Source organism: Tenacibaculum tangerinum, assembly GCF_029853675.1.
GTDB lineage: Bacteria > Bacteroidota > Bacteroidia > Flavobacteriales > Flavobacteriaceae > Polaribacter > Polaribacter tangerinum_A.
Map to the genome: position 1 here is coordinate 2,429,804 of NZ_CP122539.1, position 26,540 is coordinate 2,456,343.

Annotated in this window: 28 protein-coding genes and 2 pseudogenes; 4 read left to right on the plus strand and 26 right to left on the minus strand. The window is 34.6% G+C overall.

The features are described 5' to 3' along the window. The 8 genes from P8625_RS10735 to P8625_RS10770 all read right to left on the minus strand — a co-directional run bounded on the left by P8625_RS10735 (position 1) and on the right by P8625_RS10770 (position 5,253). On the minus strand, positions 1–576 hold the full coding sequence (locus P8625_RS10735) for a GrpB family protein (protein WP_279650455.1): 576 nt from the start codon (positions 574–576) through the stop codon (positions 1–3). Further along, on the minus strand, positions 573–962 hold the full coding sequence (locus P8625_RS10740; protein WP_279650456.1) for a VOC family protein: 390 nt from the start codon (positions 960–962) through the stop codon (positions 573–575). The genes P8625_RS10735 and P8625_RS10740 overlap by 4 nt, the downstream gene beginning before the upstream one ends. Beyond that, positions 962–2,017 (minus strand): NAD(P)/FAD-dependent oxidoreductase, encoded by a 1,056-nt coding sequence (locus P8625_RS10745; RefSeq protein ID WP_279650457.1) that lies wholly within the window; start codon positions 2,015–2,017, stop codon positions 962–964. Before P8625_RS10745 ends, P8625_RS10740 begins: the two co-directional genes overlap by 1 nt. A gap of 191 nt (positions 2,018–2,208) precedes the next feature. After that, positions 2,209–2,445, minus strand: a complete 237-nt coding sequence (locus tag P8625_RS10750; protein WP_279650458.1) for a NifU family protein — start codon at positions 2,443–2,445, stop codon at positions 2,209–2,211. Between the two features lie 135 nt (positions 2,446–2,580). Next, entirely contained in the window at positions 2,581–3,708 is a 1,128-nt protein-coding gene (locus tag P8625_RS10755; RefSeq protein ID WP_279650459.1) for an Mrp/NBP35 family ATP-binding protein, read from the minus strand. 236 nt (positions 3,709–3,944) lie between these two features. After that, a complete protein-coding gene (locus tag P8625_RS10760; protein WP_279650460.1) occupies positions 3,945–4,271 on the minus strand; it encodes an MGMT family protein in 327 nt (108 codons plus the stop codon). 76 nt (positions 4,272–4,347) lie between these two features. Beyond that, positions 4,348–5,019 carry a tRNA (guanosine(46)-N7)-methyltransferase TrmB gene (trmB, locus tag P8625_RS10765; protein WP_279650461.1) on the minus strand — a complete coding sequence of 224 codons (672 nt, stop codon included), beginning with the start codon at positions 5,017–5,019 and terminating at the stop codon, positions 4,348–4,350. Positions 5,020–5,031: 12 nt separating this feature from the next. Further along, complete coding sequence (locus P8625_RS10770) at positions 5,032–5,253, minus strand: DUF6341 family protein (protein WP_279650462.1); 222 nt, start codon at positions 5,251–5,253, stop codon at positions 5,032–5,034. Positions 5,254–5,295: 42 nt separating this feature from the next. Here P8625_RS10770 and P8625_RS10775 point away from each other — a divergent pair, with 42 nt between their 5' ends. Then, positions 5,296–6,216 (plus strand): DUF6427 family protein, encoded by a 921-nt coding sequence (locus P8625_RS10775; protein WP_279650463.1) that lies wholly within the window; start codon positions 5,296–5,298, stop codon positions 6,214–6,216. Here P8625_RS10775 and upp read toward each other — a convergent pair. Next, the gene (upp, locus tag P8625_RS10780) at positions 6,198–6,851 is read right to left on the minus strand and encodes a uracil phosphoribosyltransferase (protein WP_279650464.1); all 654 of its coding nucleotides are present in this window, start codon (positions 6,849–6,851) and stop codon (positions 6,198–6,200) included. The genes P8625_RS10775 and upp overlap by 19 nt on opposite strands. 39 nt (positions 6,852–6,890) lie before the next feature. Next, positions 6,891–7,667 carry an alpha/beta fold hydrolase gene (locus P8625_RS10785; protein ID WP_279650465.1) on the minus strand — a complete coding sequence of 259 codons (777 nt, stop codon included), beginning with the start codon at positions 7,665–7,667 and terminating at the stop codon, positions 6,891–6,893. 39 nt (positions 7,668–7,706) lie between these two features. On the opposite strand from P8625_RS10785, the gene brnQ reads away from it, so the two are divergent. Together brnQ and P8625_RS10795 are read left to right on the plus strand one after the other, a co-directional pair. Further along, on the plus strand, positions 7,707–9,008 hold the full coding sequence (brnQ, locus tag P8625_RS10790; protein ID WP_279650466.1) for a branched-chain amino acid transport system II carrier protein: 1,302 nt from the start codon (positions 7,707–7,709) through the stop codon (positions 9,006–9,008). Positions 9,009–9,353: 345 nt separating this feature from the next. Beyond that, positions 9,354–10,247 carry an IS982 family transposase gene (locus P8625_RS10795; RefSeq protein WP_279650098.1) on the plus strand — a complete coding sequence of 298 codons (894 nt, stop codon included), beginning with the start codon at positions 9,354–9,356 and terminating at the stop codon, positions 10,245–10,247. Between the two features lie 52 nt (positions 10,248–10,299). On the opposite strand, the pseudogene P8625_RS10800 reads toward P8625_RS10795, so the two are convergent. The 14 genes and pseudogenes from P8625_RS10800 to amaB form a co-directional block, all read right to left on the minus strand. Continuing rightward, positions 10,300–10,641 (minus strand): annotated as a pseudogene (locus P8625_RS10800) (IS982 family transposase); the annotation flags it as partial. Positions 10,642–10,846: 205 nt separating this feature from the next. Continuing rightward, entirely contained in the window at positions 10,847–11,446 is a 600-nt protein-coding gene (locus P8625_RS10805) for a hypothetical protein (RefSeq protein ID WP_279650468.1), read from the minus strand. Between the two features lie 197 nt (positions 11,447–11,643). Continuing rightward, positions 11,644–12,792 (minus strand): hypothetical protein, encoded by a 1,149-nt coding sequence (locus P8625_RS10810; protein WP_279650469.1) that lies wholly within the window; start codon positions 12,790–12,792, stop codon positions 11,644–11,646. Positions 12,793–12,821: 29 nt separating this feature from the next. After that, positions 12,822–13,475: a phage tail protein gene (locus tag P8625_RS10815; protein WP_279650471.1), complete on the minus strand. Its 654-nt coding sequence runs from the start codon at positions 13,473–13,475 to the stop codon at positions 12,822–12,824. Positions 13,476–13,656: 181 nt separating this feature from the next. Next, complete coding sequence (locus P8625_RS10820) at positions 13,657–13,800, minus strand: hypothetical protein (RefSeq protein WP_279650472.1); 144 nt, start codon at positions 13,798–13,800, stop codon at positions 13,657–13,659. A 7-nt stretch (positions 13,801–13,807) separates the two neighbouring features. Beyond that, positions 13,808–15,139, minus strand: a complete 1,332-nt coding sequence (locus tag P8625_RS10825) for a hypothetical protein (protein ID WP_279650473.1) — start codon at positions 15,137–15,139, stop codon at positions 13,808–13,810. Positions 15,140–15,234: 95 nt separating this feature from the next. Further along, the gene (locus tag P8625_RS10830; RefSeq protein WP_279650474.1) at positions 15,235–15,387 is read right to left on the minus strand and encodes a hypothetical protein; all 153 of its coding nucleotides are present in this window, start codon (positions 15,385–15,387) and stop codon (positions 15,235–15,237) included. A 29-nt stretch (positions 15,388–15,416) separates the two neighbouring features. Continuing rightward, positions 15,417–17,270 carry a hypothetical protein gene (locus P8625_RS10835; protein WP_279650475.1) on the minus strand — a complete coding sequence of 618 codons (1,854 nt, stop codon included), beginning with the start codon at positions 17,268–17,270 and terminating at the stop codon, positions 15,417–15,419. Between the two features lie 260 nt (positions 17,271–17,530). Then, positions 17,531–18,946 (minus strand): hypothetical protein, encoded by a 1,416-nt coding sequence (locus tag P8625_RS10840; RefSeq protein WP_279650476.1) that lies wholly within the window; start codon positions 18,944–18,946, stop codon positions 17,531–17,533. A gap of 254 nt (positions 18,947–19,200) precedes the next feature. Continuing rightward, positions 19,201–19,818: a hypothetical protein gene (locus P8625_RS10845; RefSeq protein ID WP_279650477.1), complete on the minus strand. Its 618-nt coding sequence runs from the start codon at positions 19,816–19,818 to the stop codon at positions 19,201–19,203. Between the two features lie 239 nt (positions 19,819–20,057). Continuing rightward, positions 20,058–20,486, minus strand: a complete 429-nt coding sequence (locus tag P8625_RS10850) for a phage holin family protein (RefSeq protein ID WP_279650479.1) — start codon at positions 20,484–20,486, stop codon at positions 20,058–20,060. Next, positions 20,479–20,910 (minus strand): TIGR02594 family protein, encoded by a 432-nt coding sequence (locus tag P8625_RS10855; RefSeq protein WP_279650480.1) that lies wholly within the window; start codon positions 20,908–20,910, stop codon positions 20,479–20,481. Before P8625_RS10855 ends, P8625_RS10850 begins: the two co-directional genes overlap by 8 nt. A gap of 239 nt (positions 20,911–21,149) precedes the next feature. Continuing rightward, a complete protein-coding gene (locus tag P8625_RS10860; protein WP_279650481.1) occupies positions 21,150–21,533 on the minus strand; it encodes a hypothetical protein in 384 nt (127 codons plus the stop codon). A gap of 391 nt (positions 21,534–21,924) precedes the next feature. Beyond that, on the minus strand, positions 21,925–23,466 hold the full coding sequence (amaB, locus tag P8625_RS10865) for an L-piperidine-6-carboxylate dehydrogenase (protein ID WP_279650482.1): 1,542 nt from the start codon (positions 23,464–23,466) through the stop codon (positions 21,925–21,927). Between the two features lie 104 nt (positions 23,467–23,570). Here amaB and P8625_RS10870 point away from each other — a divergent pair, with 104 nt between their 5' ends. Further along, on the plus strand, positions 23,571–24,626 hold the full coding sequence (locus tag P8625_RS10870) for an isoaspartyl peptidase/L-asparaginase family protein (protein WP_279650483.1): 1,056 nt from the start codon (positions 23,571–23,573) through the stop codon (positions 24,624–24,626). Here the strand turns inward: P8625_RS10870 and P8625_RS10875 are convergent. Then, positions 24,623–25,999, minus strand: coding sequence for an outer membrane beta-barrel protein (locus tag P8625_RS10875; protein WP_279650485.1), 1,377 nt, complete (start codon positions 25,997–25,999; stop codon positions 24,623–24,625). The genes P8625_RS10870 and P8625_RS10875 overlap by 4 nt on opposite strands. An 8-nt stretch (positions 26,000–26,007) precedes the next feature. Continuing rightward, positions 26,008–26,502: pseudogene (locus P8625_RS10880) on the minus strand (RNA polymerase sigma factor); the annotation flags it as partial. Positions 26,503–26,540 lie beyond the last annotated feature (38 nt).

Consider the following 26,540-nt stretch of genomic DNA (forward strand, 5'->3'; position numbering starts at 1 on the left):
CTATTTACTATGGTACAAAGCTAAGGTTTCTTTTATAAAGTTGGTTTTCCCTAAAACATAAGCGCCTCTGTCATTTTTATATGTTGAAGCCAATGCTACTTTTAATGTTTCGTACTCTTTGGCTCTGCTAGGATGTTGAATTAAATAATCTCTAAACGTAAGTTGTTTACACATCTCATTGTCTTTCGGGCACATGTGAATGTGAAAAATTTGCTCTTTACTACCGTCTAAACGATATCCCTTGGTAAAAGACATATAGGCTTCTATATCTTCTCGAGCTGGCACTTCAAAAAAAGTATAGCCTAATTTTTCAAATTGTTGTATTAATTTTTTATCAAACAAAAATTCTTTTGGAATCTCGATAAACAAATCAATATAATTCTTTGCTTTGATATTCGGAATTGAGGTACTTCCAAAATGTTCAATTTCATTGAGGTATACGTTATCTACGTTCTCTAAAATTTGTTCTTTTTCTGCTTCAAAAATAGATTTCCAGTTGGGGTTATGCTCCGATAATTCAATAGGGAAAAGGGTGTTCCAGTCTTCTCTGGTTAAATCGTACAGTGTTTTTTTCATTTTTTATAACCAATAATTTGCTTTTCAAATTTTTCACTATCCTTAAAAGCACAAAGGTTTCCGTCTGGGTCAAAAAACTTAGCTACTGTTCCCCAAGAATGTTCTTGATAATTTACTTTAATTCCTTTTGAAATAAGTTTATCGGATAATTCTCTTATTTGAGAAACATTCATCCTTAAACACGTTTGTATCCTTTGTTGGTTCTTTTCTTTTTCTCCATGATAATCCTTATCTAATTCTATCATTAAATAGGCATTTCCAAAAGAAAAACAAGTTAGGTTCTCTGCTTTAAATAAAACAGGTAGCTCAAGAATGTTCTTATAAAAATCTACACATTCTTGATATTTTATGGTGTATAGTATAAAGCCTGTTCTATCTAAATTCACTATTGAATCGCTTTAACTACTGCTTTTGGTGCTTCTTTTCGCGTTCCATCAAATCCATCAACCCCGCCTACCGTGGTGTACTTCATTACATATTTTTTATCGGGATGAATGCGTTTGTAAGCACTCTGACACATCAGCGTCGCTTCGTGGAATCCGCATAAAATTAACTTTAATTTTCCTGGATAGGTGTTTACATCTCCAATAGCATAAATTCCTTCGATATTGGTTTGGTAGTCTAAGGCATTATTAACTTTAATGGCATTTTTCTCAATTTCTAATCCCCAATTGGCAATCGGTCCTAGTTTTGGAGAGAGTCCGAATAACGGAATAAAATGCTCGCACGGTAAGGTATATGGTTCTTTGTCTTTTTGTTCAATGATTACACCTTCTACTTTACTATCGCCTACAATTCCTGTTACTTCTGCTGGAGTAATTAAGGTTAGTTTTCCTTCATTCTTTAGCTCTTGTACTTTATCAACAGAGTCTAACGCTCCTCGAAACTCGTTTCTTCGATGAATTAGGGTGACTGATTTTGCTACATCGGTTAAGAAAATAGACCAGTCTAAGGCAGAGTCTCCACCGCCTGCAATGACCACATTTTTATCGCGATACATTTCGGGTTCTCTAATCATGTATTCTACCCCTTTATCTTCAAAGTCGGCGATATTCGGAATGGGTGGTTTGCGTGGTTCAAAACTTCCTAAACCTCCTGCAATAGCCACCACAGGTGCTTGGTGTTTGGTTCCTTTATTGGTAGTTACGATAAAGGTTCCGTCGTCTTGTTTTTCTATGGTATCGGCACGTTCTCCTAAAGTAAAACCTGGTTCAAATTGTTTGATTTGTTCTAGTAATTTATCGGTTAAATCGCCTGCTAAAATCTCTGGATAGGCAGGGATATCGTAAATGGGTTTCTTTGGATAAATTTCTGAACATTGCCCTCCTGGTTGTGGTAAAGCATCAATTAAATGACAACGTAATTTTAATAATCCTGCTTCAAAAACGGTGAATAGTCCTGTGGGTCCTGCTCCAATAATTAGTATGTCTGTTTGTATCATTGTTAGTACACTATGTCTTTTTATACTGACAATTCCTGCCTTTTTAAAGTAAAGCAGGAATATGTATGCGTTAGTGATTGAGTGGCTTGTTTGAGCTCTTCCAATTTTTTAATTGGAAAGCGAGTAACGAAAGCACGCCCGAACGCCCAAAATTAAAATATTTTTTTGCTAAATATCTAATTTTTATTAATTTATGCTACGTTTATTACTTCTGTAATTTCGGGTGCGTATTTTTTAATGGTTGCTTCTACTCCGTTTTTCAAGGTCATTTGATTTACTGAACAACCGCTACAAGCTCCTTCTAATTGTACTTTTACGGTACTGTCTTCTATAGATAATAACTTAATATTACCCCCGTCACTTACTAAAAAAGGTCGGATTTCTTCCAACGCTTTTTCTACGTTATTTCTTATATCTTCTGTTGCCATAACTAGCCCCTCTTAATCTCCCTTCTGAGGAGAAACTCAAAACAGGGTATCTGAGTTTCGTTTATAATTTCTTATTCACATTAGGTATTTTATGAACCATGTCATATACTCACTTTTCCATCCTTAAAGGTGGATTTATTTTGAGCTACAACCACTCATGGTAGTAATTCGTACTACTTCTGTGGGTGGTAAGTTTGCATTTCTTTTTAATAGTTGTGAAACCATTTCTTTGGTTACCTCGGTAAAGGCTTCTGCCAATGGTGTGTTTTCTTGTAAGGCTACTGGATGCCCAACATCTCCTGCTTCACGTATGCTCTGTACTAAGGGTATTTCTCCTAAGAAACTTGTTTCAATATCTTCTGCTAAGTTTTTAGCACCTCCTTGTCCGAAAATATAATATTTATTGTTCGGGAGTTCTACTGGTGTAAAATACGCCATATTTTCAACGATACCTAATACGGGCACGTTAATGCTTTCTTGCTGAAACATGGCTACTCCTTTTTTAGCATCTGCTAAGGCAATGTTTTGTGGTGTACTTACGACGACTGCTCCGTTAATGGGTACTGCTTGTACTATAGATAAGTGTACATCTCCTGTTCCTGGAGGTAGGTCGATTAGTAAGAAGTCTAACTCGCCCCAATCGGCATCAAATATTAATTGGTTTAATGCTTTGGAAGCCATTGGTCCACGCCAAATTACTGCTTGGTTTGGGTCTGTAAAAAATCCTAATGACAATAACTTGACTCCATAGCTTTCAATCGGCTTCATTTTCGAACGTCCATTAACGTTGACTGCTAACGGTTTTTCTTTTTCCACATCAAACATTAGGTGTTGCGAGGGTCCGTATACATCGGCATCTAGCACTCCTACTTTGAAGCCCATTTTTGCTAGAGATACTGCCATGTTTGAGGTAATGGTAGATTTTCCTACGCCTCCTTTACCTGAGGCAATGGCAATAATATTTTGAATATTCGGAATTTCTTTACCTCTAATTTGATTTGGTTTTTCTTTTGGCTGAACTTCTACCTTCACATTCACTTTTACATCGATTTTTTGGTCAACGTGCTGGTGAATGGCTTTCATTATCTCTACTTCTACCTTCTTTTTTGCTTGTAATGACGGATTGGCAATGGTAACATCTACAATTACCTCATCTCCAAAGGTAACGACATTGGTTATATTTTCGTTTTCTACTAAACTTTTACCTTCTCCGGGTGCGGTTATCGATTCTAACGCTTTGTATATATCTTGTTTTTTTATCATTGGGCTCTATGCTTTAAGCAATATGCTCTATGCTATGTTCTTTTGCTTATTTTTATTTAATCTTAACTGCAAAGATACGTTTTAGCCCTCAGAAAATAAAGTGTTTAAATTGGGAATATTTATAGGCTGATAGGTTGGTTTTATAGATGAGTTCTCGATATGATTTTCTTTCGGAAAATTACTCCTGACATCTAAAATTTAATGTTTTTTATCGGCTTTTGAAAATGCAAGAACAATTAGCGCAATTCTTCACTCGGATTCCAAAATACCTTTTCAAAATCTTGAATTTGATTATCAATTACTTTGATTCCTTCGCTTTCTAATAATTGTTGCATCAAATTGGTTCCTTCAAAGTGATGCTTTCCTGTTAACAAGCCTTTTCTATTTACGACTCGGTGTGCGGGTACTTCTTTTTCTGAAGAGTTATTCATCGCCCAACCTACCATTCTTGCTGAACGTGCTGCTCCTAAATACGTGGCAATGGCTCCGTAACTGGTTACTCTTCCGTAAGGAATTAATCGTGCTACTTCATACACTTTTTCGAAGAAGTTTTTGTTTGTCATAATGTAAAGATAACGACATTTAACGAATACCTATCGACCTAAGAAAATCATAAAAAAAATCCTGCTAAAAACAGGATTAGTAATTAAGTTTGAATTTTATATACGTAATCGGCTTTCCGATTTCTAAATATTGTTTTTCGTAGAAGGTTTGTGTGCCTGTTACTTCTTCTGGACTATATACGTTTTTATATACATCGTGGTTGGCGTGCAATATTTCGTGACCTTCTCCGTGTAACAAGCCTAAGGTATACCCGTGCATAAATTCACTATCGGTTTTTAGGTTAACGGTTCCTTCTGAGTTTAAAATACGGTGGTATTTCTTTAAAAACTCCGTATTGGTCATGCGATGTTTGGTGCGTTTGTATTTTATTTGAGGATCGGGAAAGGTTATCCAAATTTCAGAGACTTCATTTTCAGCAAAAATATGGTCTACCAACTCAATTTGGGTTCTGATAAAAGCAACATTGTTTAGGTTGTTTTCGAGTGCAGTTTTGGCTCCTCGCCAAAAACGAGCTCCTTTAATATCGATTCCAATAAAGTTTTTATCAGGGTGCTTTTCAGCTAAAGCAATCGTGTACTCACCCTTACCACAGCCGAGTTCTAAAACTATGGGGTTGTCGTTTTTAAAAAAGGTGTACCATTTTCCTTGATACGAAAAATTGTTGATGACTTCTTCTCGTGTAGGCTGAATAACATTAGCAAACGTTTCATTTTCTTTGAAACGCTTTAATTTATTTTTACTTCCCAAATTTAGTAGAAATTAGGCTCTATCTTCTGTTCCTTCTTTTAAGAAAATAGATGATTGCCACATCCAGTAAGCGAATAACACTAATAAAACTATTAAAAATAACCAGTTTATAGTGTTAGAAGTCCACCAACCACCTGGCGATTTCGCTACTGTTAAACGTAACCAATCAAAAGGTAAGAATAAAAAGTCGGTAAATAAACTACCAATCCATCTAAAAATATTGCCTGCTATCATATCTTAAGTATCTTTACAGTTGCAAAAATATAAAAAGAAACCATGTTAGCCAATTTTTTCGGTAAATCTAAGCCTATTAATTTTATTGTGCTGTTTGTACTTTTTTTAGGATATTTTGTTTTACATATTTTTTCTAGGGAATTGTCTTTTAGCCTTTTAAAAGAGTTGGGTTGGTTTTTGGTTGTTTTTTCTATTTACAATTTTATTCTTACAAAGAATTTATTGACCTATGATAGTTCGTTTGCTTTCTTATTTTTTGTGCTATTATTTGGATTTTTTCCGGATACAATAGCCACAAACAACACTTTTTTTGCCAATTTAACGATCTTACTTTTTTTGAGAAAAGTATACAGTTTACAGTCGCCTAAAAATGTTCTTCATAAATTATTTGATGGAGGTTTATGGTTAGGAATCTCGTTTTTAATAGAACCTTATACTTCTTTGCTAATCGTGTTGCTTTACGCCTCAATATTTTTACATCAACGTTTTACCTATCAAACGTTATTAATTCCATTAATTGGTGTTTTTGGACCTGTTTTTTTGTACTTCACTTACTATTTTTGGTATGATGAAGTTGAGAAATTTTACGCTCTTTTTAATTGGAATTTTTATCCAGATATACGTTTTTACACGAACGATAAATACTTATTTCCTATACTTTTTATCGGGTTCTTTTCAATTGCTTCTATCTTTTTAAAAAGTCCTAAAGCCTTTTCTGTATCGAATAAATTTAGAAGAAACTGGATATTGATTCTTACCAATCTTATTATTTCGCTACTCATTTTAATTTTAGTGGAAAATAAAAATGGTACTGAGTTTATGTATGTCTTTTTTCCCGTTTCTGTTGTTTTGGCAAACGGAATTGAGAGTTTTCAAAAAAAATGGTTTATAAATCTTATACTTATTGCGTTTTTAATAACTTCTTTTGTAGTAAGTTTTAGATATTACAATTTTATTCCGTAAGCTAAATCACCCGCATCTCCTAACCCTGGAACGATATATCCTCTGTCGTTTAACTTTTCGTCGATATCGGCAATCCATAAGTTTGTGTTTTCTGGAAAATGTTTTTCGACATAGGCCACGCCTTCAACAGAGCCTATAACAGATACTAGTATTATTTCTTTGGGTGTTCCGTATTTTTTGATGCCTTGGTAAACGGCAACCATCGAACGACCAGTTGCCAGCATTGGGTCTACTAACAATAGTGTTTTCCCATCAATTGAAGGGGCTGCAAAATATTCAACTACTATTTCAAATTCTTCATCGTTATTGGGGTGATGACGATATGCTGAAATAAAGGCATTTTCGGCATCGTCAAAATAGTTTAACATTCCGTTATGTAAGGGTAATCCTGCTCTTAGAATTGAACATAGTACAATATCTTTGTTTGGCAAGGTTGCTTTTTTCGTTCCTAGGGGTGTGGTTATTTCTTCAGTGGTGTAGGTTAATTCTTTACTAAGTTCATACGCTAAAACTTCGCCTATACGCTCAATATTTCTACGAAAACGCATCGAATCTTTTTGAATTGTAACGTCTCTGAGTTCAGCTAGGAATTTAGTAAGAATAGAATTTTGTTTGGCTATATGGTGCGTTTTCATGAATGTGTTCTTTTTTTGTTCTGCAAAAGTAACAGAAATTTATCGGGGTTTTATAAAGTTAGCTAATGCTTTATGTAATTCTATTGTGGCTTCTAGGTGGCTCATGTGTCCGTTAGGCAATTCGACCAAAGGTGTGTGTGTTCTTTTTGCTTCTTTTACTACTGTATCATAATTTAATATAGGGTCTTGTTTTCCTGTTATTAGTAACCGCTTTTCTATGGTTTGTAAGGGCTTTTCTTCATTGCTTCGCAAGCACATTCCTTCACTGGCTGCTATATACCCTCTTACAGGGGTTTGTAAAGCTTGTTTTCGTACTTTTTCTATTTCTTTGGAAAGTTTTGTTCGCATGTGTTCAGCAAACAAATTACTAATAGACATGGTTACTAATGTCTCATAGTTTTCTTTTGCCATGTTATTGGCTCTTTTGCGTAACTTTTTTCGTTCTTCACTGTCTGCCATAGTAGTAGAATTCATCAAGCAGATACCCTTCACATTTTTTGGATATTTTTTTGCAAAAGCTAGCGAAACATACCCTCCCATAGAATGCCCTATAAAAATAGCACGACGAATTTTTACTTTTTTAAGCACTGCTTTTACCGCTTCTGCCATTTCTTCCATCGTATGAATGTAGCCTGTACAGCCTGTTTTTCCATGTCCCAATAAATCAATGCAAACAACACGATTCCTTTTGGATATCTCTTTAGTTAATGATGTCCACATACTACTATTTTCTAAAAAACCATGTAATAGCACAACACAACTTCCTTTGCCTGTATCTGTATAAAAAACCGTTGTTTCCTTAAATTTTGCAATCATTTTTTAATGTATATTCGTCACTTACTAATTGGTTAAGCAATGCACAAAACTAAGGAGATATTTATAAACGGGTTCGCTTTATTTTCAATGTTTTTTGGCGCTGGAAATTTAATATTGCCCCCGTTTTTGGGTAAAAATGCGGGCGATTTGTGGTTTTGGGTAACTATTGGCTTTTTTATTACGGCTGTTTTTATTCCTATGATAGGAATTTTAGCACATGCTAAATTACAGGGAACCATGTACGATTTTGGCAAAAAGGTGTCTCCTGCTTTTAGTCTCATATATTGCTTTGTAGTATATGCTATTTGTATTACTTTGCCCGCGCCTAGAACGGCTTCGGTTACTCATGAAATGGCAATCGCACCTTACTTTCAGCAGAGTAGTTCTTTGCTGACCAGTACTATTTATTTCGGACTTGTTTTCCTTTTCGTTATCAATCGTTCAAAGGTCTTAACCATACTAGGTAAGTTTTTAACTCCTCTTATTATTGTTATTCTATTAGCTATTATTTTCGTGGGAATTTCTACGGCTCCTGAAATCGTAATAAATTCAACGACATTACAACATCCTTTTGTTGATGGTGTATTGGAGGGATATCAAACATTTGATGCGATTGCCTCTATTGTTGTAGGTGGTGTGTTGGTTATTTCTATGAATTTTAATTCTAATTCAACTTTTGAAGAGAAAAAAGAGGTGATTATCAAGGCTGGAATTATTGCTGGTTTGGGGTTGTTAATTATTTATACGGGGCTTATTTACATTGGTTTTTTATTTAGTGCTACTTTTGGTGAGAACGCCACTAGAACAGCAATACTAAACTCGTTGAGTTATCAAACTTTAGGAAATATTGGGAGTGTTTTTCTAAGTGTTTTGGTCGCTTTGGCTTGTTTTACAACTGCTGTTGGAATTATTACTGGAACAGCCGATTATTTTAAAGGGGCTTGTAATAACTCTCAAAAAATATTTATTGTTACCGCTGTTATAGGATGCTTACTCGGTGTTGCCATGGGACAATTAAATGTAGGGCACATTATAAACATTGCTTTGCCTGCTTTGATGTTTATTTATCCGATTACTATTGTTTTGATTTTGTTGAATGTGTTTCCTGTAAAATATGCCTCGCCTTTGGTTTTTAAAATTGTAATCGGTGTTACTTTTCTATTTAGTATTCCTGATTTTTTAGGCTTTTTTATTCATAATACTTCTTTAACAGATATAAAAACTCATCTTCCGTTAGCAGATAAAAATTTAGGTTGGGTTTTACCTGCAGCTATAAGTTTTATACTAGCTAATGTAATTCAAAAGAGAAAAGACAGGCTTACACCCTTGAACGATAGCTAAATGCTATAGAAATGGGATAATTACTTGTAAACCAAATCAATAAACAAGCTCTTAAAATTAGTGATATCGTTCAAAAATGGATTCTCTTTTTTAAATCCTTATGAAAGTACAAATAACTCAAAAATATTTAAAAGAAGACTTATTACATACTTTTAAATGGGTTTTCCATAAACTTATCGCAGATAATTTTAGCTAAAAACCAACACTTTAATCTATTTAAAGTCTACCTGCTTTACTAATGTAACGTGAGTTCGGGATAAAAAAGTTTTTTAATTACACGAAAAAAAGCGAAAAATTTAGTAAATTAAAGTACTGATTTTTAATTGTATAACTAATTTTTTCACTATGATTTCTGATTTTAAAATTACTGAATTTTTCTGTTTAATTGATGATTTTTGTGCCGAAATTAATCAAGTTATTGATAAAAATGCTTTAGAAACCTGTTCAAAGATAGTTAGACGAAGAAAGCCTAAACTCACCCAAAGTGAAATAATCACAATTATGGTGCTTTTCCATTTTAGTGGTTTTAGGTGTTTTAAACACTTTTATATCGAATATGTTAGCAAACACTTGTCAAAAGAATTTCCAGATTTAGTTTCCTATAACCGATTTGTAGAATTGAAAAAGCGTTGTTCAGTGCCTATGATACTGTTTCTTCAAATGCACTGTTTAGGTCAATGTACAGGGATCTCCTTTTTAGATTCTACCACTATTAAAGTATGTCATTATAAAAGAGAAAAGCAGAACAAAGTTTTTAAAAACACCGCAAAAAAAGGGAAAGGAACCATGGGGTGGTTCTTTGGTTTTAAACTTCATATTATTATCAATGAAAAGGGCGATATCGTTGACTTTTTAATTACGCAAGGTAATATAGATGACAGACAACCACTTAAAGATAAAGCCTTTCATAATCGTGTGTTTGGAAAAATATTTGCCGACAGAGGGTATGTAGGTAAAGAACTGTTTGAACAGCTTTTTGTAGATGGAATACATTTGGTTACAAAAATTAGAAAGAATATGAAAAATACTCTTATGCATATCTATGATAAAATTATGCTTAGAAAAAGGGCTGTTATTGAAAGTGTGAATGATATTTTGAAAAACGTATGTCAAATAGAGCACACAAGACACAGAAGCTTCGATAATTTTATCTTAAATTTAGTCGCAGGGTTAATCGCTTATTCGTTCTATCCAACTAAACCTAATATCAATATCGATAACCTACAAAGAATAGGGTAAACTATCCCGAACTCACGTTAAAAAATAAATATGGAGGTCACTTTCAGCCTCTTCCAATCCATTGACCTAAACAGTGCATTTGAAGAAACAGTATCATAGGCACTGAACAACGCTTTTTCAATTCTACAAATCGGTTATAGGAAACTAAATCTGGAAATTCTTTTGACAAGTGTTTGCTAACATATTCGATATAAAAGTGTTTAAAACACCTAAAACTATTAAAATGGAAAAGTACCATAATTGTGATTATTTCACTTTCGGTGAGTTTAGACTTTCTTCGTCTAACTATCTTTGAACAGGTTTCTAAAGCATTTTTATCAATAACTTGATTAATTTCGGTACAAAAATCATCAATTGAACAGAAAAATTCAGTAATTTTAAAATCAGAAATCATAGCGGAAAATTTAGTTAAAAAATTAAAAATCAGTACTTTAATTTACTAAATTTTCGCTTTTTTCGTATAATTAAGAAACTTTTTTTATCCCGAACTCACGTTAATTAAAACTTCTTGGTTGGTCTTTCCATTTGAATTCCCAACTTGTAAGTAGCTAATTAAGTCGTCTATGTTTATGATTGCCTTCATTTTTCATATTTCTTTTTTAATTGAACAATCGGTAGCCAACACCCACATTATGGGTAGGCTGACGGAATTGGTTGATATTGAGTCGGTAACTGGCAAACCATCTTCCTTGTCGGTTGTATTGCAATCCGAAACTAAGGTTGTCAAAACCTTGTGTATTGCCTCCTATTTCTGAAAAGAGATACAAGCCACTTCTATAGGTTTTGGGGTGTTCAATGGTTTTGGTTATCGTAATTTCTCGAGGTACTTTTAGTTTGTACGACAACTGACTGTCTAGCAGTTTTCCTTGTACCAAATCGTAGTTGTAAATTTCTATATCGGTATTTTTCAACGTATCTCGGTATATTTTTGCGGCTACATAATTGGTCGTGTCTTTTATAAAAATGGTGTCTTTTACCACTTTAGTGAGGTCGTTTTTGTGTACATATACTTTTTGATATTTTACCGTTTGTACGGTAAACGTATCTATTTTGGTTTGCCAAACCGTGTCTTTAACAACGGTTATTTTTGGGGGTTGTGGGCTTGTTTTTTGGTATCTTTTATTGAAAAGATTCATGAACAAAAGCACGACAACGACTCCCAATAGCAACCGATCGGTGTTATTTTTAAAAAATTTCATATTGTTGTTTTTAATGTTTAGAAAAATGTTTGTCAGTTAAAAGGTGAGATGCGTTTTTTGGAGTTAGGTTTCGGCTGCGCTCAACCCGCTCGATACTACCTCGTCGAAATGACATGAAACATTAAAAATTGATAGAAAAAGAACCCCTAAAAACGAATGTTAGTGGTTAGACTTTTAAGATATCCTAGCGCTACTTTTTATGCTATAATAGGGTTTATATCTTGTCTATAATTAACAGAAATGTATAAGTTTTCTGAAGCTAATACTTCATCTTTTAGATAAATTATATTATCTCTTGAAGGCATATAAGTATTATAACTTTCCCGTTTATTACCATTAAATACAGAGACTACCGCAGTGTATTTGGCTCCTCTTCCTGGGTTTATATCATCTAAAGAGATTTCAATTTCCCCGTTAGATGCGGTGCCATTAGAGGTTACTTCTAAAAGCCTTATATCCACAAAAAACCTATCTCCTACGGAATAATAATTAGCATCCCAATCAAAAGGGCTAAAAGAAGAACCATTTACATTAAAAGAGGGTGTAAAGCTTCCTTCTGTTATTGACATGCTCCCTCCACTCGCACTAATTATGGGTTGTAAAGGGTCTGTAGTATCAATCGTAATGTTGGTTCCTGCTTGATACTGCGGAATATTCGGCTTTGAAGTGATATATGCTGGGCTATTCGGATTTGCTTCATTCCAGTCAGGTCTTACATTTTTATACAAATCAACTTCAAAAATAACATCGTAGTTGGTGTTATCTGAAAAAGTATAATTTCCAGAGTGATTTACAGGCTTAACATTATACGTTACTGTTGAAGGTGTATTACTATCTATGCTTTCTAAATAAAATAAATAGCTTGTAAAATTATCTGACTTACTTATCATTCTTATCAATAGTCCTGCATGAGCATTTGAGTGTAAATCAGCAGTATCAACATTATTTAGTGTGATCTTATTAAATGTTACTTGATTTATCTGCCAAAAATCATTACTTGTTGTGGCTAGAATACCATTTATACTGTTAACATCATCTGTTGTTGAATATTTGTAGAAAGCTACTTCAGAAGGAGTGTAGGTAATTAAGTCTACGTCTTTAACTGAAACTCCATCTTTTAATAGAGATAGCTTACTATTTACCACATCAGATAACATATATTCAGGAGCTTGCTGCTCCGATGCTACATTTACCGCTCCTGTTTCATCAATCACAAATCGGCGATTGGCTTCTCCTGCTTCTTGTTGCGCATCGACATAACTGTCGATTAAATCGGCATATTGTTGTTGTGTAGGCTTATCGCCTGTTTCAAAAAATTGCTTTAAGGTTTCTTTGTTTTGTTTCATATCTTTAATTTATTTAGTTTTTAAAGTTTTTATATTGTTGGTATTCTTCCTTCCAAAGCGATAATATAATTTACCGATAGGTAGGGTTGCATATTATTAATTGGCTGTCCATTTCCTGTTTCATTAATAGTTATTCTTACATCATTTGTTGCCATTTCTATATTAGGAGTAGTGTTCGTAAAAACATAAGCGTCTTCAGTAGAGGTTCTGCTTACGGGTACTATTCCAATAGCCAAAGAGTTTCCTTCTGGGTTATTTGTAGTACCATTGGTGTTGGATGCTTTTATGGTTCCAGAGGCTGAATGATTATGTGGAGGTAACTCTTCTTCTGTTAAGGTATTTATTTCTTCTCCTCCTTTTTGACCTAGTGGGTAGTTTGATAATTCTGAGTTACTTCCTTCTCCCAAAGGCACTCTTCCTCGTAGGTCTGGCAACGCAAAGGTTGATACTCCATCTCCCCCGTAGCTATTTCCTATTAAATTAAATAACTCTTGATGTTCTGTTATCGTAAGTAACTGCCCATCACATTTTGCCCAACCTTTTGGTACTAGGTTAAAACTTACCGCTTTTATTTCCCCTATAAAAGGGGTATTTAAGGTGTCTATTAAGTCTATAAACTGACTTTCCGTTGGTTTGTCTCCTGTTTCAAAATATGTTTTTAAGGTTTCTTTGTTTTGTTTCATTTTTGTTCTTTTTTATCGTTATTAAATTTGTTTTTACTGGTTGCAATCACTATAGATTTTGATGAGGTTCTAAACTCGTTTCAGAACTACATCATATGAGTGATTCAACTTCAAGTTGTTTTTGATAAAAAAGAGCCACTAAAAACTGTTTTTGCTAGGGGCTAGACTTTTTGGTTTGTCACTATTTCTCTTCCAGCAAAGGAAGTAGTGTGTTTATGGAATTGAATGCGTTTTGAGCTTCTAATAGGCTAAAAACACCTTTACTTTGCGCATATTCTGTACATTTAATTAAAAAAGTTATCGCTTCTTTTTGTTCTTTATCCATTATATACCTAAATTAAAGTTGTTACAATGATCCCTGAGTTATCAATACTAATACGATATTGTTTTGTCCCATCAGGAGTTGTTAATACTACACCTTTACCCGCACCTACACTTTTATATTCTGCTTTTGTTGTTACTTCTTCTAAATCATCATCACCTAATACCATTTGGTTTGATTTAGTTAATTTAGCTCCATTACCTATTGCTGTTGAATTGTTAATAGGTAAAAACTCGGTAAAAGTCTGTCTTCCAACTGCATCTCCTACATAGGTCTCTGTTAAACACTTTAGTGTATTCGCATCAATAACCTCCCAAATAGAAGCATTAGTATTTCTCCAACCAATATTAACTAAAGTCTCACTTGTAGGATCCGTTGAATCTTTTTCATAGTAAAACATTTTTCTACTTCCTATGGGAAAACCATGCTCTAAAATTGTTATTTCTGCATTTGAAGCTATATCTGAAGCTTCTACTATATACTTCTTACTTAAATCTCTCGGAGTCTCATAGCCAATTGCTCCTCTACCAATTAATGTATTATAATCTCCTAATAAAGCATTTGCAGCATAACTACCTATACCAACATTATAATTTCCCATTAGACTATAGGCAGTAGTCCAACCAATTCCTATGTTATGGTTTCCTGTGGTTGTTGATCCCGTTTGATTTCCAAACTGAACGTTATAAAGCCCACTTAAATTTCTAGCGGCTTCATAGCCTAATGCAAGATTATAATTTCCTTTAAGGTTTTCCCCTCCGTTCATACCTAAAATATAATTTCCTGTACCATCTAAGTTATACCCTGCTCTTCTTCCAAAACCTAGGTTTGCGCTTCCTTTGTAATTATCCAAGGCTTCTCTACCTATTCCTATACTTCTGTTATAATCTTGAACAAAAGACTCTCCATTCCAACTCTCTGTTCCTAATTTGAAAAAAGGAACTTCATCAGATGTTAAAAGGGTTTTTGATTTATTTTTCCCCTCAACAGTAACTTCTTTTCCTAAATTCACATAATGGTTACCTAGGTTTAAATCATTAACCGCCCCTACATAAGGCACTAAATTACTTACATCATTAGATTCTGCAGCCGAAGCATTAATAATAGGGTTATTTGGATCAGTTTCATCAATTGTAATATTAGTTCCTGCTTGATAAGTTGGAACTTGCTGCTCTGAAGCTACGCTTACCGCTCCTGTTTCATCAATCACAAATCGGCGATTGGCTTCTCCTGCGGGTTGTTGGGCATCTACATAACTGTCGATTAAATCGGCATATTGTTGTTGTGTAGGCTTATCGCCTGTTTCAAAAAATTGCTTTAAGGTTTCTTTGTTTTGTTTCATTTTTGTTCTTTTTTATCGTTATTAAATTTGTTTTTTTGATAAAAAAGAGCCACTAAAAACTGTTTTTGCTAGGGGCTAGACTTTTTGGTTTGTCACTATTTCTCTTCCAGCAAAGGAAGTAGTGTGTTTATGGAATTGAATGCGTTTTGAGCTTCTAATAGGCTAAAAACACCTTTACTTTGCGCATATTCTGTACATTTAATTAAAAAAGTTATCGCTTCTTTTTGTTCTTTTTTTATTTTTTCCATTGTTTTGTTTTTTATTTTTTTACAAAATTTTACCAGGTAGATAACGCTGTTCTTTTCCAAGTGTTTGCTGCCACACATACATAAATGTAATCTGCGGTGTATCTAATTTCTCCTTCCGTTCCTGTATCAGAAGAAGAAGAGGGAGCTGTATTTAAAGCAGACAACTTGTATTGAGTTGTTTGTAAGCTTCCTGAAAATTCTGACGGAAGTACACTCTCTGACTTTATAAAATAAGCGTTACCTGACACAGTAGGTAAAGGATCATTTCCTGCTCTTATGTATGCTAAATCTCCTGTAACAGTAGCTGCTCCATTATCTATATCTAAATAGCTTACAGTAGCATCTCCTACCGTACCGTTAGTAAAAACTAGCGAATTATGAGAACCTTGCATGTAATTAACGGTAGCACTAGCATTATCAACAGTAGTTGTTGAACTACTTCCTCTCAAATAGTCGACAACTGCTGCACCTGTTATTTTACTTCGATTTACTGTACTTGCAACGAAATTACCAGTTCCAGTACCTATAGCTGTCGCTGTATTCAAAGACCCATATAAAAAGTTATAATTATTAGTACTATAACTACTACCTGTTAAATTAGCAGCAGTAAATCCGGCATCGTCAACTGTAGAGTTATTCTTGATTTGAGCTACTAAAGCATAGCTATTTGTACTAGTATTACCTGGTGTGGCTGATGCTTGCCTATCTACAGATATGAACTCTGCAACATTAGTTGAAGTCTCAGTACTTTGCTTTTTTACAGTAAAAACAGATCCTGCTATATTTGTCTTAGAACCTAAAGGATCTACAACCATGTTTTTAGTAAAAAAACTACTATTTCCTATAACATTGCCTGTAAAGATGTTATTAGCAGGACTGGTGAATTCAACTCCTGCTACCCCATTTAAAGTAATTTTATCTTGACTATTAATAGTAACAAAATCTCCAGCGGTAATATCTATTCCTCCTGTATTACCGACAATAGGTAAATAAGTATTATCCGCTATATTTTTTAATAAGATTTCTCCATCTGAATCAGGTAAATCATACGTTCTTTTTGCAGTTAAATTATTGTTATTAAAAGCAAAGTTTGTACTTATATTAAATGGTGTATAAAATAAGAAGTTGTTGTTAACATCTAATTCAATTCCCGCATTTGAAGAAGATATAGATGTTGTTGTTGACGGCTGAAATGTTATTCTTCTAGTTTCAAGACCACCGTTGAAATCTTGACCTACACTAAATGTTTTTTTTCCAAAAACAGTTTGTACACCCGTAGTTGTTAAAAAATCAGTATCACTTTTTCCATTTAAAGTTACAGCATCTACATTTGTTAATTGATCACCACCCCCATTAACATCTAATTTATTATTCAAAGTAGTTTCTATGCTTTGTACTTGATTCACAAATGAATCTGATGTTTTAACTATTGGGTTTTGAGGATCTGTATTATCAATAGTTATATTTGTTCCCGCTTGGTATTGAGGAACCGTATCCTTTAAATTACTCAAATCTACTGTAAAAGTTGAATTATCTTCACGAACAAATGTCGCCAATCCATTGGCATCAACTGTTCCTGATACCAATCGTGCTAAATTCGTATTGTCTAAATAGGGTGTTAAGTCAATTTGTGACACGCTTACGCCATCTTTTAATAAATCGACCGTATTCGTTCCTGAAATGGGTGATAAAGTATATTCGGGGACTTGCTGCTCTGAAGCTATATTTACCGTTCCTGTCTCGTCAATCACAAATCGGCGATTGGCTTCTCCTGCGGGTTGTTGCGCATCGACATAACTGTCGATTAAATCGGCATATTGTTGTTGTGTAGGCTTATCGCCTGTTTCAAAAAATTGCTTTAAGGTTTCTTTGTTTTGTTTCATTTTTGTTCTTTTTTATCATGAGTTCGATGTGAATAACCACATTCAATAGGTTTAAAACCAGCATCATGTCATCTAGATAGAAAGAAGAATGAGTAATCAGACATCTTACCAATGGTAGATTTCTCCTCGTTCCTCGTTTGAAATGACAACTGAAAATCGGTGACTAACCTATCGAACTCACCTGTTTTTAATTTTTTTTGATAAAAAAGAGCCGCTAAATACTGTATTTTGCTAGGGGCTAGACTTTTATTATTAAACTGTTATAGTTTTATCCTTAGTTCTCCTGTTGCTGTTTTGTAAACTTCACCCACAACAAGGCCTCCCGTGCCAGCAGCTGTGTCATCAGCGTATGTAGGTAATGCAGTTAGTTTTAAATCTGAGGATTTTATTGAGCCGTTTACCTGAAGTAATTCTCCTGTTGTGTTTGCTTCAAAGTTATCAATTCCAACTCCTGTTTCTCCGCTTTTTAATATTGTAAAAGCATCTGATCGACTAAAACTTGATAGCCCGTTACCGACGTTAAAGACTCTGTCATTTGGATCTATTTGAACGATGTTTGAAGGAGTGTAATTAGTCGAAAAAGCACCTACAGAAGATTCACCTGGAGAAGGAGATGTGTTTGACATACCAAAAGCCGATGAATAACGACCAGAAGCTGTAGATATGCCCTGAGAAAAACTAGAAAACCCAGAAGATGATCCTCCAAAACAGACTGAATTAAACCCCGTAGAAGACCCATTAAAGGCAAAGGATCCTTGACCTGATGCTATACCACGATTTAAAGCAATAGACAACACTCCAGAAGCAGTAGAGTAAATACCTGCTAGTGAGAGTTCTCCGCTTGCTTTTCCTGCGGAGTGAGCATAATAATCATAATCTCCAGTCGCTAAATCCCAAACGGAACCTAAAGAAGGACTTCCTCCCGGTACATCTGAAACTAAACCAATTGTTCCATTTGTGGCGTCTGTAAAACTATTAAAAATAATGTATCTAAAACTTCCGTCAGGCAAAAATATAGTAGCTTCATAATAATAAGCAGGTGAATCAAAACTACTTGTATTAGTAAAATCAACACCGTCGATACCTACAACAGCAGACGAGCCATTTGTTAAACGTAATTTCCCAACACCCTTACCTATCGTAATAGAACTGCCGGATTGTCTCTCTGTTGTCCATCCAGCAACATAACCTGCTGTATCTCCTCCTCCAATTGCATTAATTACAGGTAATAAAGGATTTGTATTATCAATCGTAATGTTGGTTCCTGCTTGATAGACTGGAACATTATCCTTCAAATTACTTAAATCTACTGTAAATGTCGAATTATCGTCTCGAGTAAAGGTTGCCAAACCATTCACATCTACTGTTCCTGACACCAATCGTGCTAAATTCGTATTATCCAAATAGGGTGTTAAGTCAATTTGAGAGACGCTTACGCCGTCTTTTAATAAATCGACCGTATTCGTTCCTGAAATGGGTGATAAAGTATATTCAGGAGCTTGCTGCTCTGAAGCTACGCTTACCGCTCCCGTTTCATCAATAACAAACCTACGGTTGGCTTCTCCTGCTTCTTGTTGCGCATCGACATAACTGTCGATTAAATCGGCATATTGTTGTTGCGTAGGCTTATCGCCTGTTTCAAAAAATTGCTTTAATGTTTCTTTGTTTTGTTTCATTTTTGTTCTTTTTTATCATGAGTTCGATATCAATAACCACATTCAATAGGTTTAAAACCTGCATCATGTCATTTAGATAGAAAGAAGAATTGTAATGAGACATCTTACCAATAGTAGATTTCTCCTCATTCCTCGTTCGAAATGACAACTGAAAGTCGGTAACTAACCTATCGAACTCACCTGTTTTAAATTGTTTTTTTGATTAAAAAGAGCCACTAAAAACTTTATTTGCTAGGTGCTAGACTTTTGTACGATTAATATTGAGGCCCACCAGTAGTGTAACTAAAGCAAATAGCTAAACTTCCGTTGACAATAGCAGTGTCTTTAATTCTTACTTGGTTGTAACCATCAGGAATATATGCTCCAGAGTAAACCGTATAATCTAATAGGTTTGTAACAATACCTGTAGTTGCTTTGTAAGGTGCACTAAAAGGAATATTTGCCTGTATATAACCTCCAGAAGCATTTCCGTCAGAATTTACCCCTGTTAACTTTATGTCTACAAACACCCTGTCTCCTATCTGATAATATTCTGCCGAAGATACTGTTGCAGAAAAAGTAGAGTTTGGTCCACTGAATGTTGGCGAATAACTTCCTTGTTGAATTGTTACAGAAGATCCTGTAGCGCTAATCACAGGCTGTAAAGGATTAGTACTATCAATCGAAATGTTTGTTCCAGCTTGATAGTTGGGTATCTGTTGTTCAGAAGTTACATTTACCGCTCCTGCTTCATCTATCACAAATCGGCGATTGGCTTCTCCCGCTTCTTGTTGCGCATCTACATAACTGTCGATTAAATCGCCATATTGTTGTTGTGTAGGCTTATCGCCTGTTTCAAAAAATTGCTTTAAGGTTTCTTTGTTTTGTTTCATTTTTGTTCTTTTTTATCATGAGTTCGATATCAATAACCACATTCAATAGGTTTAAAACCAGTATCATGTCATTTAGATAGAAAGAAGAATGCGTAATGAGACATCTTACCAATAGTAGATTTCTCCTCATTCCTCGTTCGAAATGACAACTGAAAGTCGGTAACTAACCTATCGAACTCACCTGTTTTTAAATTGTTTTTTGATAAAAAAGAGCCACTAAATACTGTACTTGTTAGGGGCTAAACTTTTTCTTGATCGTTTTTTTGTTTTTTTTCGGTTGTTTTTTCTAGAGTGCTATGTATACCGATTTGTTTTAAAAAGGTATGCAATGCCTTAAAGGGGTTTACTCCATAAATTTTGTTATAATTTTCTAAAATTGACTTTATTTCGGTAATCGCAATAAAGCCTGCTATGACTTTTAAGAAAGGGACTTCACTCACGATGTGTTTTTCTAAAAAATAGGCAGATATAATAACCAAATTATAAATCACAAATTTAGAAATGGTATGCCCGATACGTTCACTTTTTATAGGTACATGCAATTTTAAAGAGGCATAGGCTCCTGTAATAAAATCGACGACTATTAGAAACATCATGGTAGTTAACACTCCATTTAAAGGCGACAATAATGCGAGCAACCAAAAAATAAAATGCGAAAGTTTATCCATTCTTTTTCAATTTTCTAAAGTCCAATACCCTGTTTTTAGGATAGGCTTTTATGCTTACACTATTTCCTTGATTACCACCGAGTAAGTACACATAGCGTTTGGTTTCTTTAATTAAAAAACCTACATGCCCTTTCCAGCTCGTAGGATGTTCTCTCCATAAAACCACCACATCTCCTGGTTGTGGGTTGGTGGTTGAGTTTCCTACAGACAACCAACTGCGAGCTGTTAACTTATTCGGATGTTCATATCCTGCTTGTTTCGCTACCCAATTTGCAAAGGCACTACACCAAGCGGTTTCGTCTTTCAACTTACCTCCGTCAAAACCTAACGAGGTAAAGTAATTTAAAATTTGAGGGTGATCTTTAGAGCCTTTCACCTCTTTGACTCCATATTGCGATAATGCTACTGATATTAAATTATTCATACAATTGTTTAATTTTTTAAGCGTTCACAGACAAAACAATTGAGTTGTTGATTCTTTTTCTTTTTTTCTCTACCTGAAAGGGTTCATCATCACTACTTTGTTTCTGCTTACATTATAAGGTTCATAAATACAATAAACTGTTAGAAAAGCAAGACAAAAATACAACATATTACATATAAAAACAAAACAAAATACAATTTATTTTGTATAATGTTGTATTTTAAAGTCGTTCTAAACTATTATCGACAAAATAAAATGAATCCGTTTTGTACCGAGTCTGTATCTATAAATACACTGGCAACTGTATCAATTTGGATTGAAAAAGAATGGGTGTACCCGCTTATTTCAAAATACATTCCACTACCTTCAATCACCACTCCTAATTGTTTTTGCAAGCTTTCTTTGTCTTCTTCGCTAATACACTCATTAGCAGTAACCATAAGTGTATATTGCTTTCTTTCTTGATTTATTTGTGCTGAAAATGTAAGTTGGTATATTTCTGTTTCAAAATTTTTTGTGGATGCCTTTCCATTAACGATTGACATCGATTCTGAAAGGTCGACACCCTTTCCTTTTCGTTTGATTTTGAATAATCGTTCGTTTGTTGTTATTGGATTTTTCATAGCTTTCTTTCTTGCAATTGTGTTAAGTAGACAACTAAAATACCAACATATGTTTTAAAACTCTGTTAATAGAGTTGTATAGTTTTGTTAAAGTAATCTTTATTCAATGTAAAACGTTCTTTGGTTGACTTCATTTCAAGTTGATATTATATGAACTATAAGTCCATAAATCAAGCATGTATATAAGCAATACGCAGACCTCTCACATACGTTCGAGGTGACACATGATACATATTTATCTTAACGAAGTAAAATACTGAAAGTAAAAACCAGCGAATATTACTCATTAAAAAAACCTCAGCTAAGAGTGCATCTTACGCTGAGGTTCTTTTGATTTAGTAGTTGTTATTTATTAGCACCGCCAAAGGGTATGATACCCCAAGGTGGTTTACTATAAGTCGAATTTAATTCCTTGTGCCAATGGCAACTCGTCTGAGTAATTTACCGTGTTGGTTTGGCGTCGCATGTACGTTTTCCAAGCATCAGATCCAGACTCACGCCCACCACCTGTTTCTTTTTCACCACCGAAAGCTCCTCCAATTTCAGCACCAGAGGTACCTATATTTACATTGGCAATACCACAATCAGAACCTGCAAATGATAAGAATTTTTCAGCTTCCTTCATTTCATTGGTCATGATCGAAGAAGACAATCCTTGCGCAACTCCGTTTTGCAATTCAATAGCGTTTTCAACATCTCCTGAATACTTCATTAAGTATAAAATCGGTGCAAATGTTTCGTGTTGTACAATTTCATAATGATTTTCAGCTTCTATAATAGCTGGTTTTACGTAACAACCGCTTTCGTATCCTTCTCCTTCTAAAACGCCTCCTTCAACCAATACCTTTCCTCCTTCAGCTTTTGCTTTTTCTATAGCTGCTAAATAAGTATTCACTGCATCTTTGTCAATTAACGGTCCTACATGATTCGATTCATCTAACGGGTTTCCTATTTTAATTTGACCATAAGCGCCTACAATAGCATCTCTTACTTTATCGTAAACAGATTCGTGAATAATTAAACGGCGTGTAGATGTACAACGTTGTCCGCAGGTACCAACCGCTCCAAATACAGCGCCTGGAACTACCACTTTTAAATCTGCCGTTGGTGTAATGATAATGGCATTATTTCCTCCTAACTCTAACAACGATTTACCAAAACGCTCAGCAACTTTAGCTCCAACAATTCTTCCCATTCTTGTAGAACCCGTAGCAGATACCAAAGCAACACGAGTGTCTGCAGTAAGATACTCCCCAACTTTATAATCTCCGTTTACAATACAAGAAATTCCTTCTGGTAAATTATTGTCTTTTAAAACAGCGGCAATAATATTTTGACAAGCTACTGAACATAACGGTGCTTTTTCAGAAGCTTTCCATACACATACGTTACCACATACCCAAGCCAAAGCGGTGTTCCAAGACCACACAGCTACTGGGAAATTAAATGCTGAAATAATACCTACAACGCCTAATGGATGCCATTGCTCTCTCATAACGTGTCCTGGTCTTTCTGACGGAATTACCTGTCCGTTTAACTGACGCGATAAGCCTACAGCAAAATCACAAATGTCAATCATTTCTTGCACCTCACCCAAACCTTCTTGGTACGATTTACCCATTTCGTAAGAAACTAATTTACCTAAAGGTTCTTTTAATTCTCGTAATTTGTTTCCAAACTGACGAACAATTTCTCCACGTTGTGGTGCTGGGATTGCTCTCCATGTTTTGAATGCTGCCGTAGCAGTAGTCATTACCTTTTCGTAATCTTCTTTGGTAGAAGCTTTTACTTTTCCTATTAACTTTCCGTCTACTGGAGAATATGATGCTATAATTTCACCATTTGAAAAGTTTACTGAACCTGTTGAACTTCCTTCGTTTATCTCTTGTAAGCCTAACGTTTCTAAAGCTTCTTCGATACCAAAATTTGCCATATTTTATATTGTAATTTTAGTTGTTTAAATTTAGGTTTCAAAACTACGAATAAATTAATAAATTAAACAAAAACAACTGTCTTTGTTTAAAAACAAACAACACCATGAAAAACATTCATCTCTTACTTTCTTTAATGCTGATTTTGTCAGCTTGCAGTCCTAGCTCTAAAACACCTTCTAATTCGCAAAAAGACATACCTGTAAATGAGTTCGCCATTATTATCCACGGAGGAGCGGGAACTATTTTAAAAAAGAATATGACACCAGAGAAAGAGGCTGCTTACAAAGCTAAGCTAGCAGAAGCTGTAAAAACAGGATATGAAATTTTAAAAAAAGGTGGCTCTAGTGGTGATGCTGTAGTAAAAACCATTCAGGTACTTGAAGAATCTCCGTTATTCAATGCAGGCAAAGGTGCCGTTTTTACGCATGAAGAAACAAATGAACTAGATGCTTCTTTTATGGATGGAAAAACATTAAATGCTGGGGCTATAGCGGGAGTAAAAGATATTAAAAGCCCTATTGAAGCCGCTAGAAAAGTGATGACAAACTCTGACCATGTCATGCTTTCGGGAACTGGCGCTTCTCAGTTTGCTAAGGAGCAGGGATTAGAAATTGTAGACCCAAGCTATTTTTATACTGAAAGTCGTTTTAAATCTTTACAACGAATCAAAGACAAAGAAAAAACGGCCTTAGATCATGATGATAAAAAGGCGGCTTTTTATGATGCTACTATTAAAAACAGTAAGTTTGGTACAGTAGGCTGTGTTGCCTTAGATAAAGAAGGAAATATTAGCGCAGGTACTTCTACCGGTGGAATGACGAACAAACGTTGGGGGCGTATTGGCGATGCTCCTATTATTGGTTCGGGCACTTACGCAAACAACAAAACGTGTGGAGTTTCTTCTACGGGTTGGGGCGAATATTTTATTCGTGCGCAAGTCGCTTATGATATTTCTGCACAAATGGAATATCAACAAAAATCACTAAAAAAGGCTACAAACGACGTTATTCATAACAAGTTAACAAAACTCGGTGGCACTGGTGGGGTTGTGGCATTAGACAAAAATGGAAATATGGCTTTTGAATTCAATACTGCTGGAATGTACAGGGCATCTATGAATGATAAAGGTGATATGGTGATTAAAATTTATAAGGATTAAAACTGATAATTTATACCAGTATAAAAACCGATGAAATAAGGCTGAAACCCATTGGCATCGTTTTTAAATGTATTCAACTGGGTTTTTAGCATCGGGTTGACGTTTAACGACCATTTTTTAGTTATCTGGTAGTTAAAATCGACACCAAAATTACCACTAAAATTAATCTTGTTTAAGTTGTTGGCTTCTCCTGTATTTGAAAAGTAAGTCGTGCTTAAATTCACCTCATTTTTATTTAAAAACAAGGAACTAAAACCGACAACGATTTCCGTTTTCAACTTTTTTACTTCCAACAAGTTGTACTTAACTTCGATTGGAACTTCGATATACCCGTACGTTTGACTCAGTATACCATCTAAACTACCCAAATCTAAAGATATAAAGTCTGGACCAAAATTTAATTCAGAAGCATCGCTTAATTCAAAACTCTCTCCTGAACTGAACGCAACATTTGCTGAACTAGAGTTTACAGGATTTACAGCAACATTATGGTTGGAATATCCCATTTCTTGCAAGTGAATTCCCGATTGAAGTGTCCATTTACTATTGAATTGATACGCAACTTGCACCCCATAAGAATAGCTTGTTTCACCTTTTGTTGAATTTGATAAACTGGCCTCGATTGGAGATGCTTTTGAAAAAGAACTTGAATTTAATACCGCCACTGTTGGTGAGATAGTCCATACCTTCCTTTGACGTTGTTTTTCGTCAAACTCTTCTTTATTTACCGTAGCCATAAAGTCTTCTGAAGGTTTTAAACCTTGGTTTACGGTATCTTTTTTTCTTTTTAAAAGTGCTTCCTCTCTTGTAATAACTGGCAAGCTGTTTTTAAGCTTGCCAGCTTGTTCTTCTTCTTTCGTAACATCGTTTTTAGCTAGCAAAGCCCCCTCAATTACTTTACCTATCGTATTATGATCTTTTTTTACCGGCATCTCTTTTTCGCTAACTTTTACAACATCATAAGGACTCAAAACATCCTTTTTAAGAGGTTTTTCTTTTACTGTTTTTTTGTTTTTTAGTTCTTCTTTAGCAATAATGGTTTCTATCGTATTCTCTTTTGCTGACTCAATTACTACATTGTCTTTGAGTTCTTGTTGTTTATTTTTTTTATCTTCTGAAGTAGGTGTTGGCGATTCAACCACAATCACCTCTACATCTTCTGTGTTTTTTGACTCATTCATATTCGAATAAAGAAAAAGGCCTAATATAAAAACCGCAGCAGCTCCACCAGAAAACCACCATATCGGAAAAACTTTGCGTTTTTTCTTTTTTTGTAATTTTCCTTCAATAGCATTCCATACACTTTCGTTCGGAGCAATCTCCAAATCTGTAAGCTTTTCTTGAAATAATGTATCAATATTGTTTTCTTCCATCTAGTATGCTTTTTTTCTTTTGCTTGATATGATTCTATCGCCCTCTTTAGTAGTTGTCTTGCTCTTGATAAGTTTGACTTTGATGTTCCTTCAGAAATATTTAATAAGCCTGCTATTTCTTTATGTTCGTATTTGTCTAATACATACAAGTTAAAAACCAAACGGTACCTATCTGGTAAGTTTTGAATCAACTTTAATAAGATATCAATATTCACATTTTCAGCTTCAAGCACTACATCTTCTTCCATTTGTTCAATAGGTGCTTCTGAGACTAACTGTAAAGGTGATTTTTCTCTGTATTTTTGCAATGCAGTATTGATGGTTATTCTTTTCATCCACCCTTCAAAAGAACCTGTATGTTTATACTGAGGTATCTTTTTAAAAATAGTTAAAAAACTATCTTGTAACGTATCTTCAGCATCTTGGTAATTACGAGAATACTTTAAGCAAAGCGCAAAAAGTTTACCAGAAAATAGCTGATAAACTTGAGCCTGTGCTGTGATATTTTGACGACAGCATTCTTATATGAGTTCTTCTAAAT

Excerpts from the sequence above, each read along its gene's own strand:
- P8625_RS10735 (WP_279650455.1), bottom strand. The coding sequence starts at position 576 with ATGAAAAAAACACTGTACGATTTAACCAGAGAAGACTGGAACACCCTT.
- P8625_RS10745 (WP_279650457.1), bottom strand. The coding sequence starts at position 2,017 with ATGATACAAACAGACATACTAATTATTGGAGCAGGACCCACAGGACTA.
- P8625_RS10750 (WP_279650458.1), bottom strand. The coding sequence starts at position 2,445 with ATGGCAACAGAAGATATAAGAAATAACGTAGAAAAAGCGTTGGAAGAA.
- P8625_RS10755 (WP_279650459.1), bottom strand. The coding sequence starts at position 3,708 with ATGATAAAAAAACAAGATATATACAAAGCGTTAGAATCGATAACCGCA.
- P8625_RS10760 (WP_279650460.1), bottom strand. The coding sequence starts at position 4,271 with ATGACAAACAAAAACTTCTTCGAAAAAGTGTATGAAGTAGCACGATTA.
- P8625_RS10770 (WP_279650462.1), bottom strand. The coding sequence starts at position 5,253 with ATGATAGCAGGCAATATTTTTAGATGGATTGGTAGTTTATTTACCGAC.
- P8625_RS10775 (WP_279650463.1), top strand. The coding sequence starts at position 5,296 with ATGTTAGCCAATTTTTTCGGTAAATCTAAGCCTATTAATTTTATTGTG.
- upp (WP_279650464.1), bottom strand. The coding sequence starts at position 6,851 with ATGAAAACGCACCATATAGCCAAACAAAATTCTATTCTTACTAAATTC.
- P8625_RS10785 (WP_279650465.1), bottom strand. The coding sequence starts at position 7,667 with ATGATTGCAAAATTTAAGGAAACAACGGTTTTTTATACAGATACAGGC.
- brnQ (WP_279650466.1), top strand. The coding sequence starts at position 7,707 with ATGCACAAAACTAAGGAGATATTTATAAACGGGTTCGCTTTATTTTCA.
- P8625_RS10795 (WP_279650098.1), top strand. The coding sequence starts at position 9,354 with ATGATTTCTGATTTTAAAATTACTGAATTTTTCTGTTTAATTGATGAT.
- P8625_RS10805 (WP_279650468.1), bottom strand. The coding sequence starts at position 11,446 with ATGAAATTTTTTAAAAATAACACCGATCGGTTGCTATTGGGAGTCGTT.
- P8625_RS10810 (WP_279650469.1), bottom strand. The coding sequence starts at position 12,792 with ATGAAACAAAACAAAGAAACCTTAAAGCAATTTTTTGAAACAGGCGAT.
- P8625_RS10815 (WP_279650471.1), bottom strand. The coding sequence starts at position 13,475 with ATGAAACAAAACAAAGAAACCTTAAAAACATATTTTGAAACAGGAGAC.
- P8625_RS10820 (WP_279650472.1), bottom strand. The coding sequence starts at position 13,800 with ATGGATAAAGAACAAAAAGAAGCGATAACTTTTTTAATTAAATGTACA.
- P8625_RS10825 (WP_279650473.1), bottom strand. The coding sequence starts at position 15,139 with ATGAAACAAAACAAAGAAACCTTAAAGCAATTTTTTGAAACAGGCGAT.
- P8625_RS10830 (WP_279650474.1), bottom strand. The coding sequence starts at position 15,387 with ATGGAAAAAATAAAAAAAGAACAAAAAGAAGCGATAACTTTTTTAATT.
- P8625_RS10835 (WP_279650475.1), bottom strand. The coding sequence starts at position 17,270 with ATGAAACAAAACAAAGAAACCTTAAAGCAATTTTTTGAAACAGGCGAT.
- P8625_RS10840 (WP_279650476.1), bottom strand. The coding sequence starts at position 18,946 with ATGAAACAAAACAAAGAAACATTAAAGCAATTTTTTGAAACAGGCGAT.
- P8625_RS10845 (WP_279650477.1), bottom strand. The coding sequence starts at position 19,818 with ATGAAACAAAACAAAGAAACCTTAAAGCAATTTTTTGAAACAGGCGAT.
- P8625_RS10850 (WP_279650479.1), bottom strand. The coding sequence starts at position 20,486 with ATGGATAAACTTTCGCATTTTATTTTTTGGTTGCTCGCATTATTGTCG.
- P8625_RS10855 (WP_279650480.1), bottom strand. The coding sequence starts at position 20,910 with ATGAATAATTTAATATCAGTAGCATTATCGCAATATGGAGTCAAAGAG.
- P8625_RS10860 (WP_279650481.1), bottom strand. The coding sequence starts at position 21,533 with ATGAAAAATCCAATAACAACAAACGAACGATTATTCAAAATCAAACGA.
- amaB (WP_279650482.1), bottom strand. The coding sequence starts at position 23,466 with ATGGCAAATTTTGGTATCGAAGAAGCTTTAGAAACGTTAGGCTTACAA.
- P8625_RS10870 (WP_279650483.1), top strand. The coding sequence starts at position 23,571 with ATGAAAAACATTCATCTCTTACTTTCTTTAATGCTGATTTTGTCAGCT.
- P8625_RS10875 (WP_279650485.1), bottom strand. The coding sequence starts at position 25,999 with ATGGAAGAAAACAATATTGATACATTATTTCAAGAAAAGCTTACAGAT.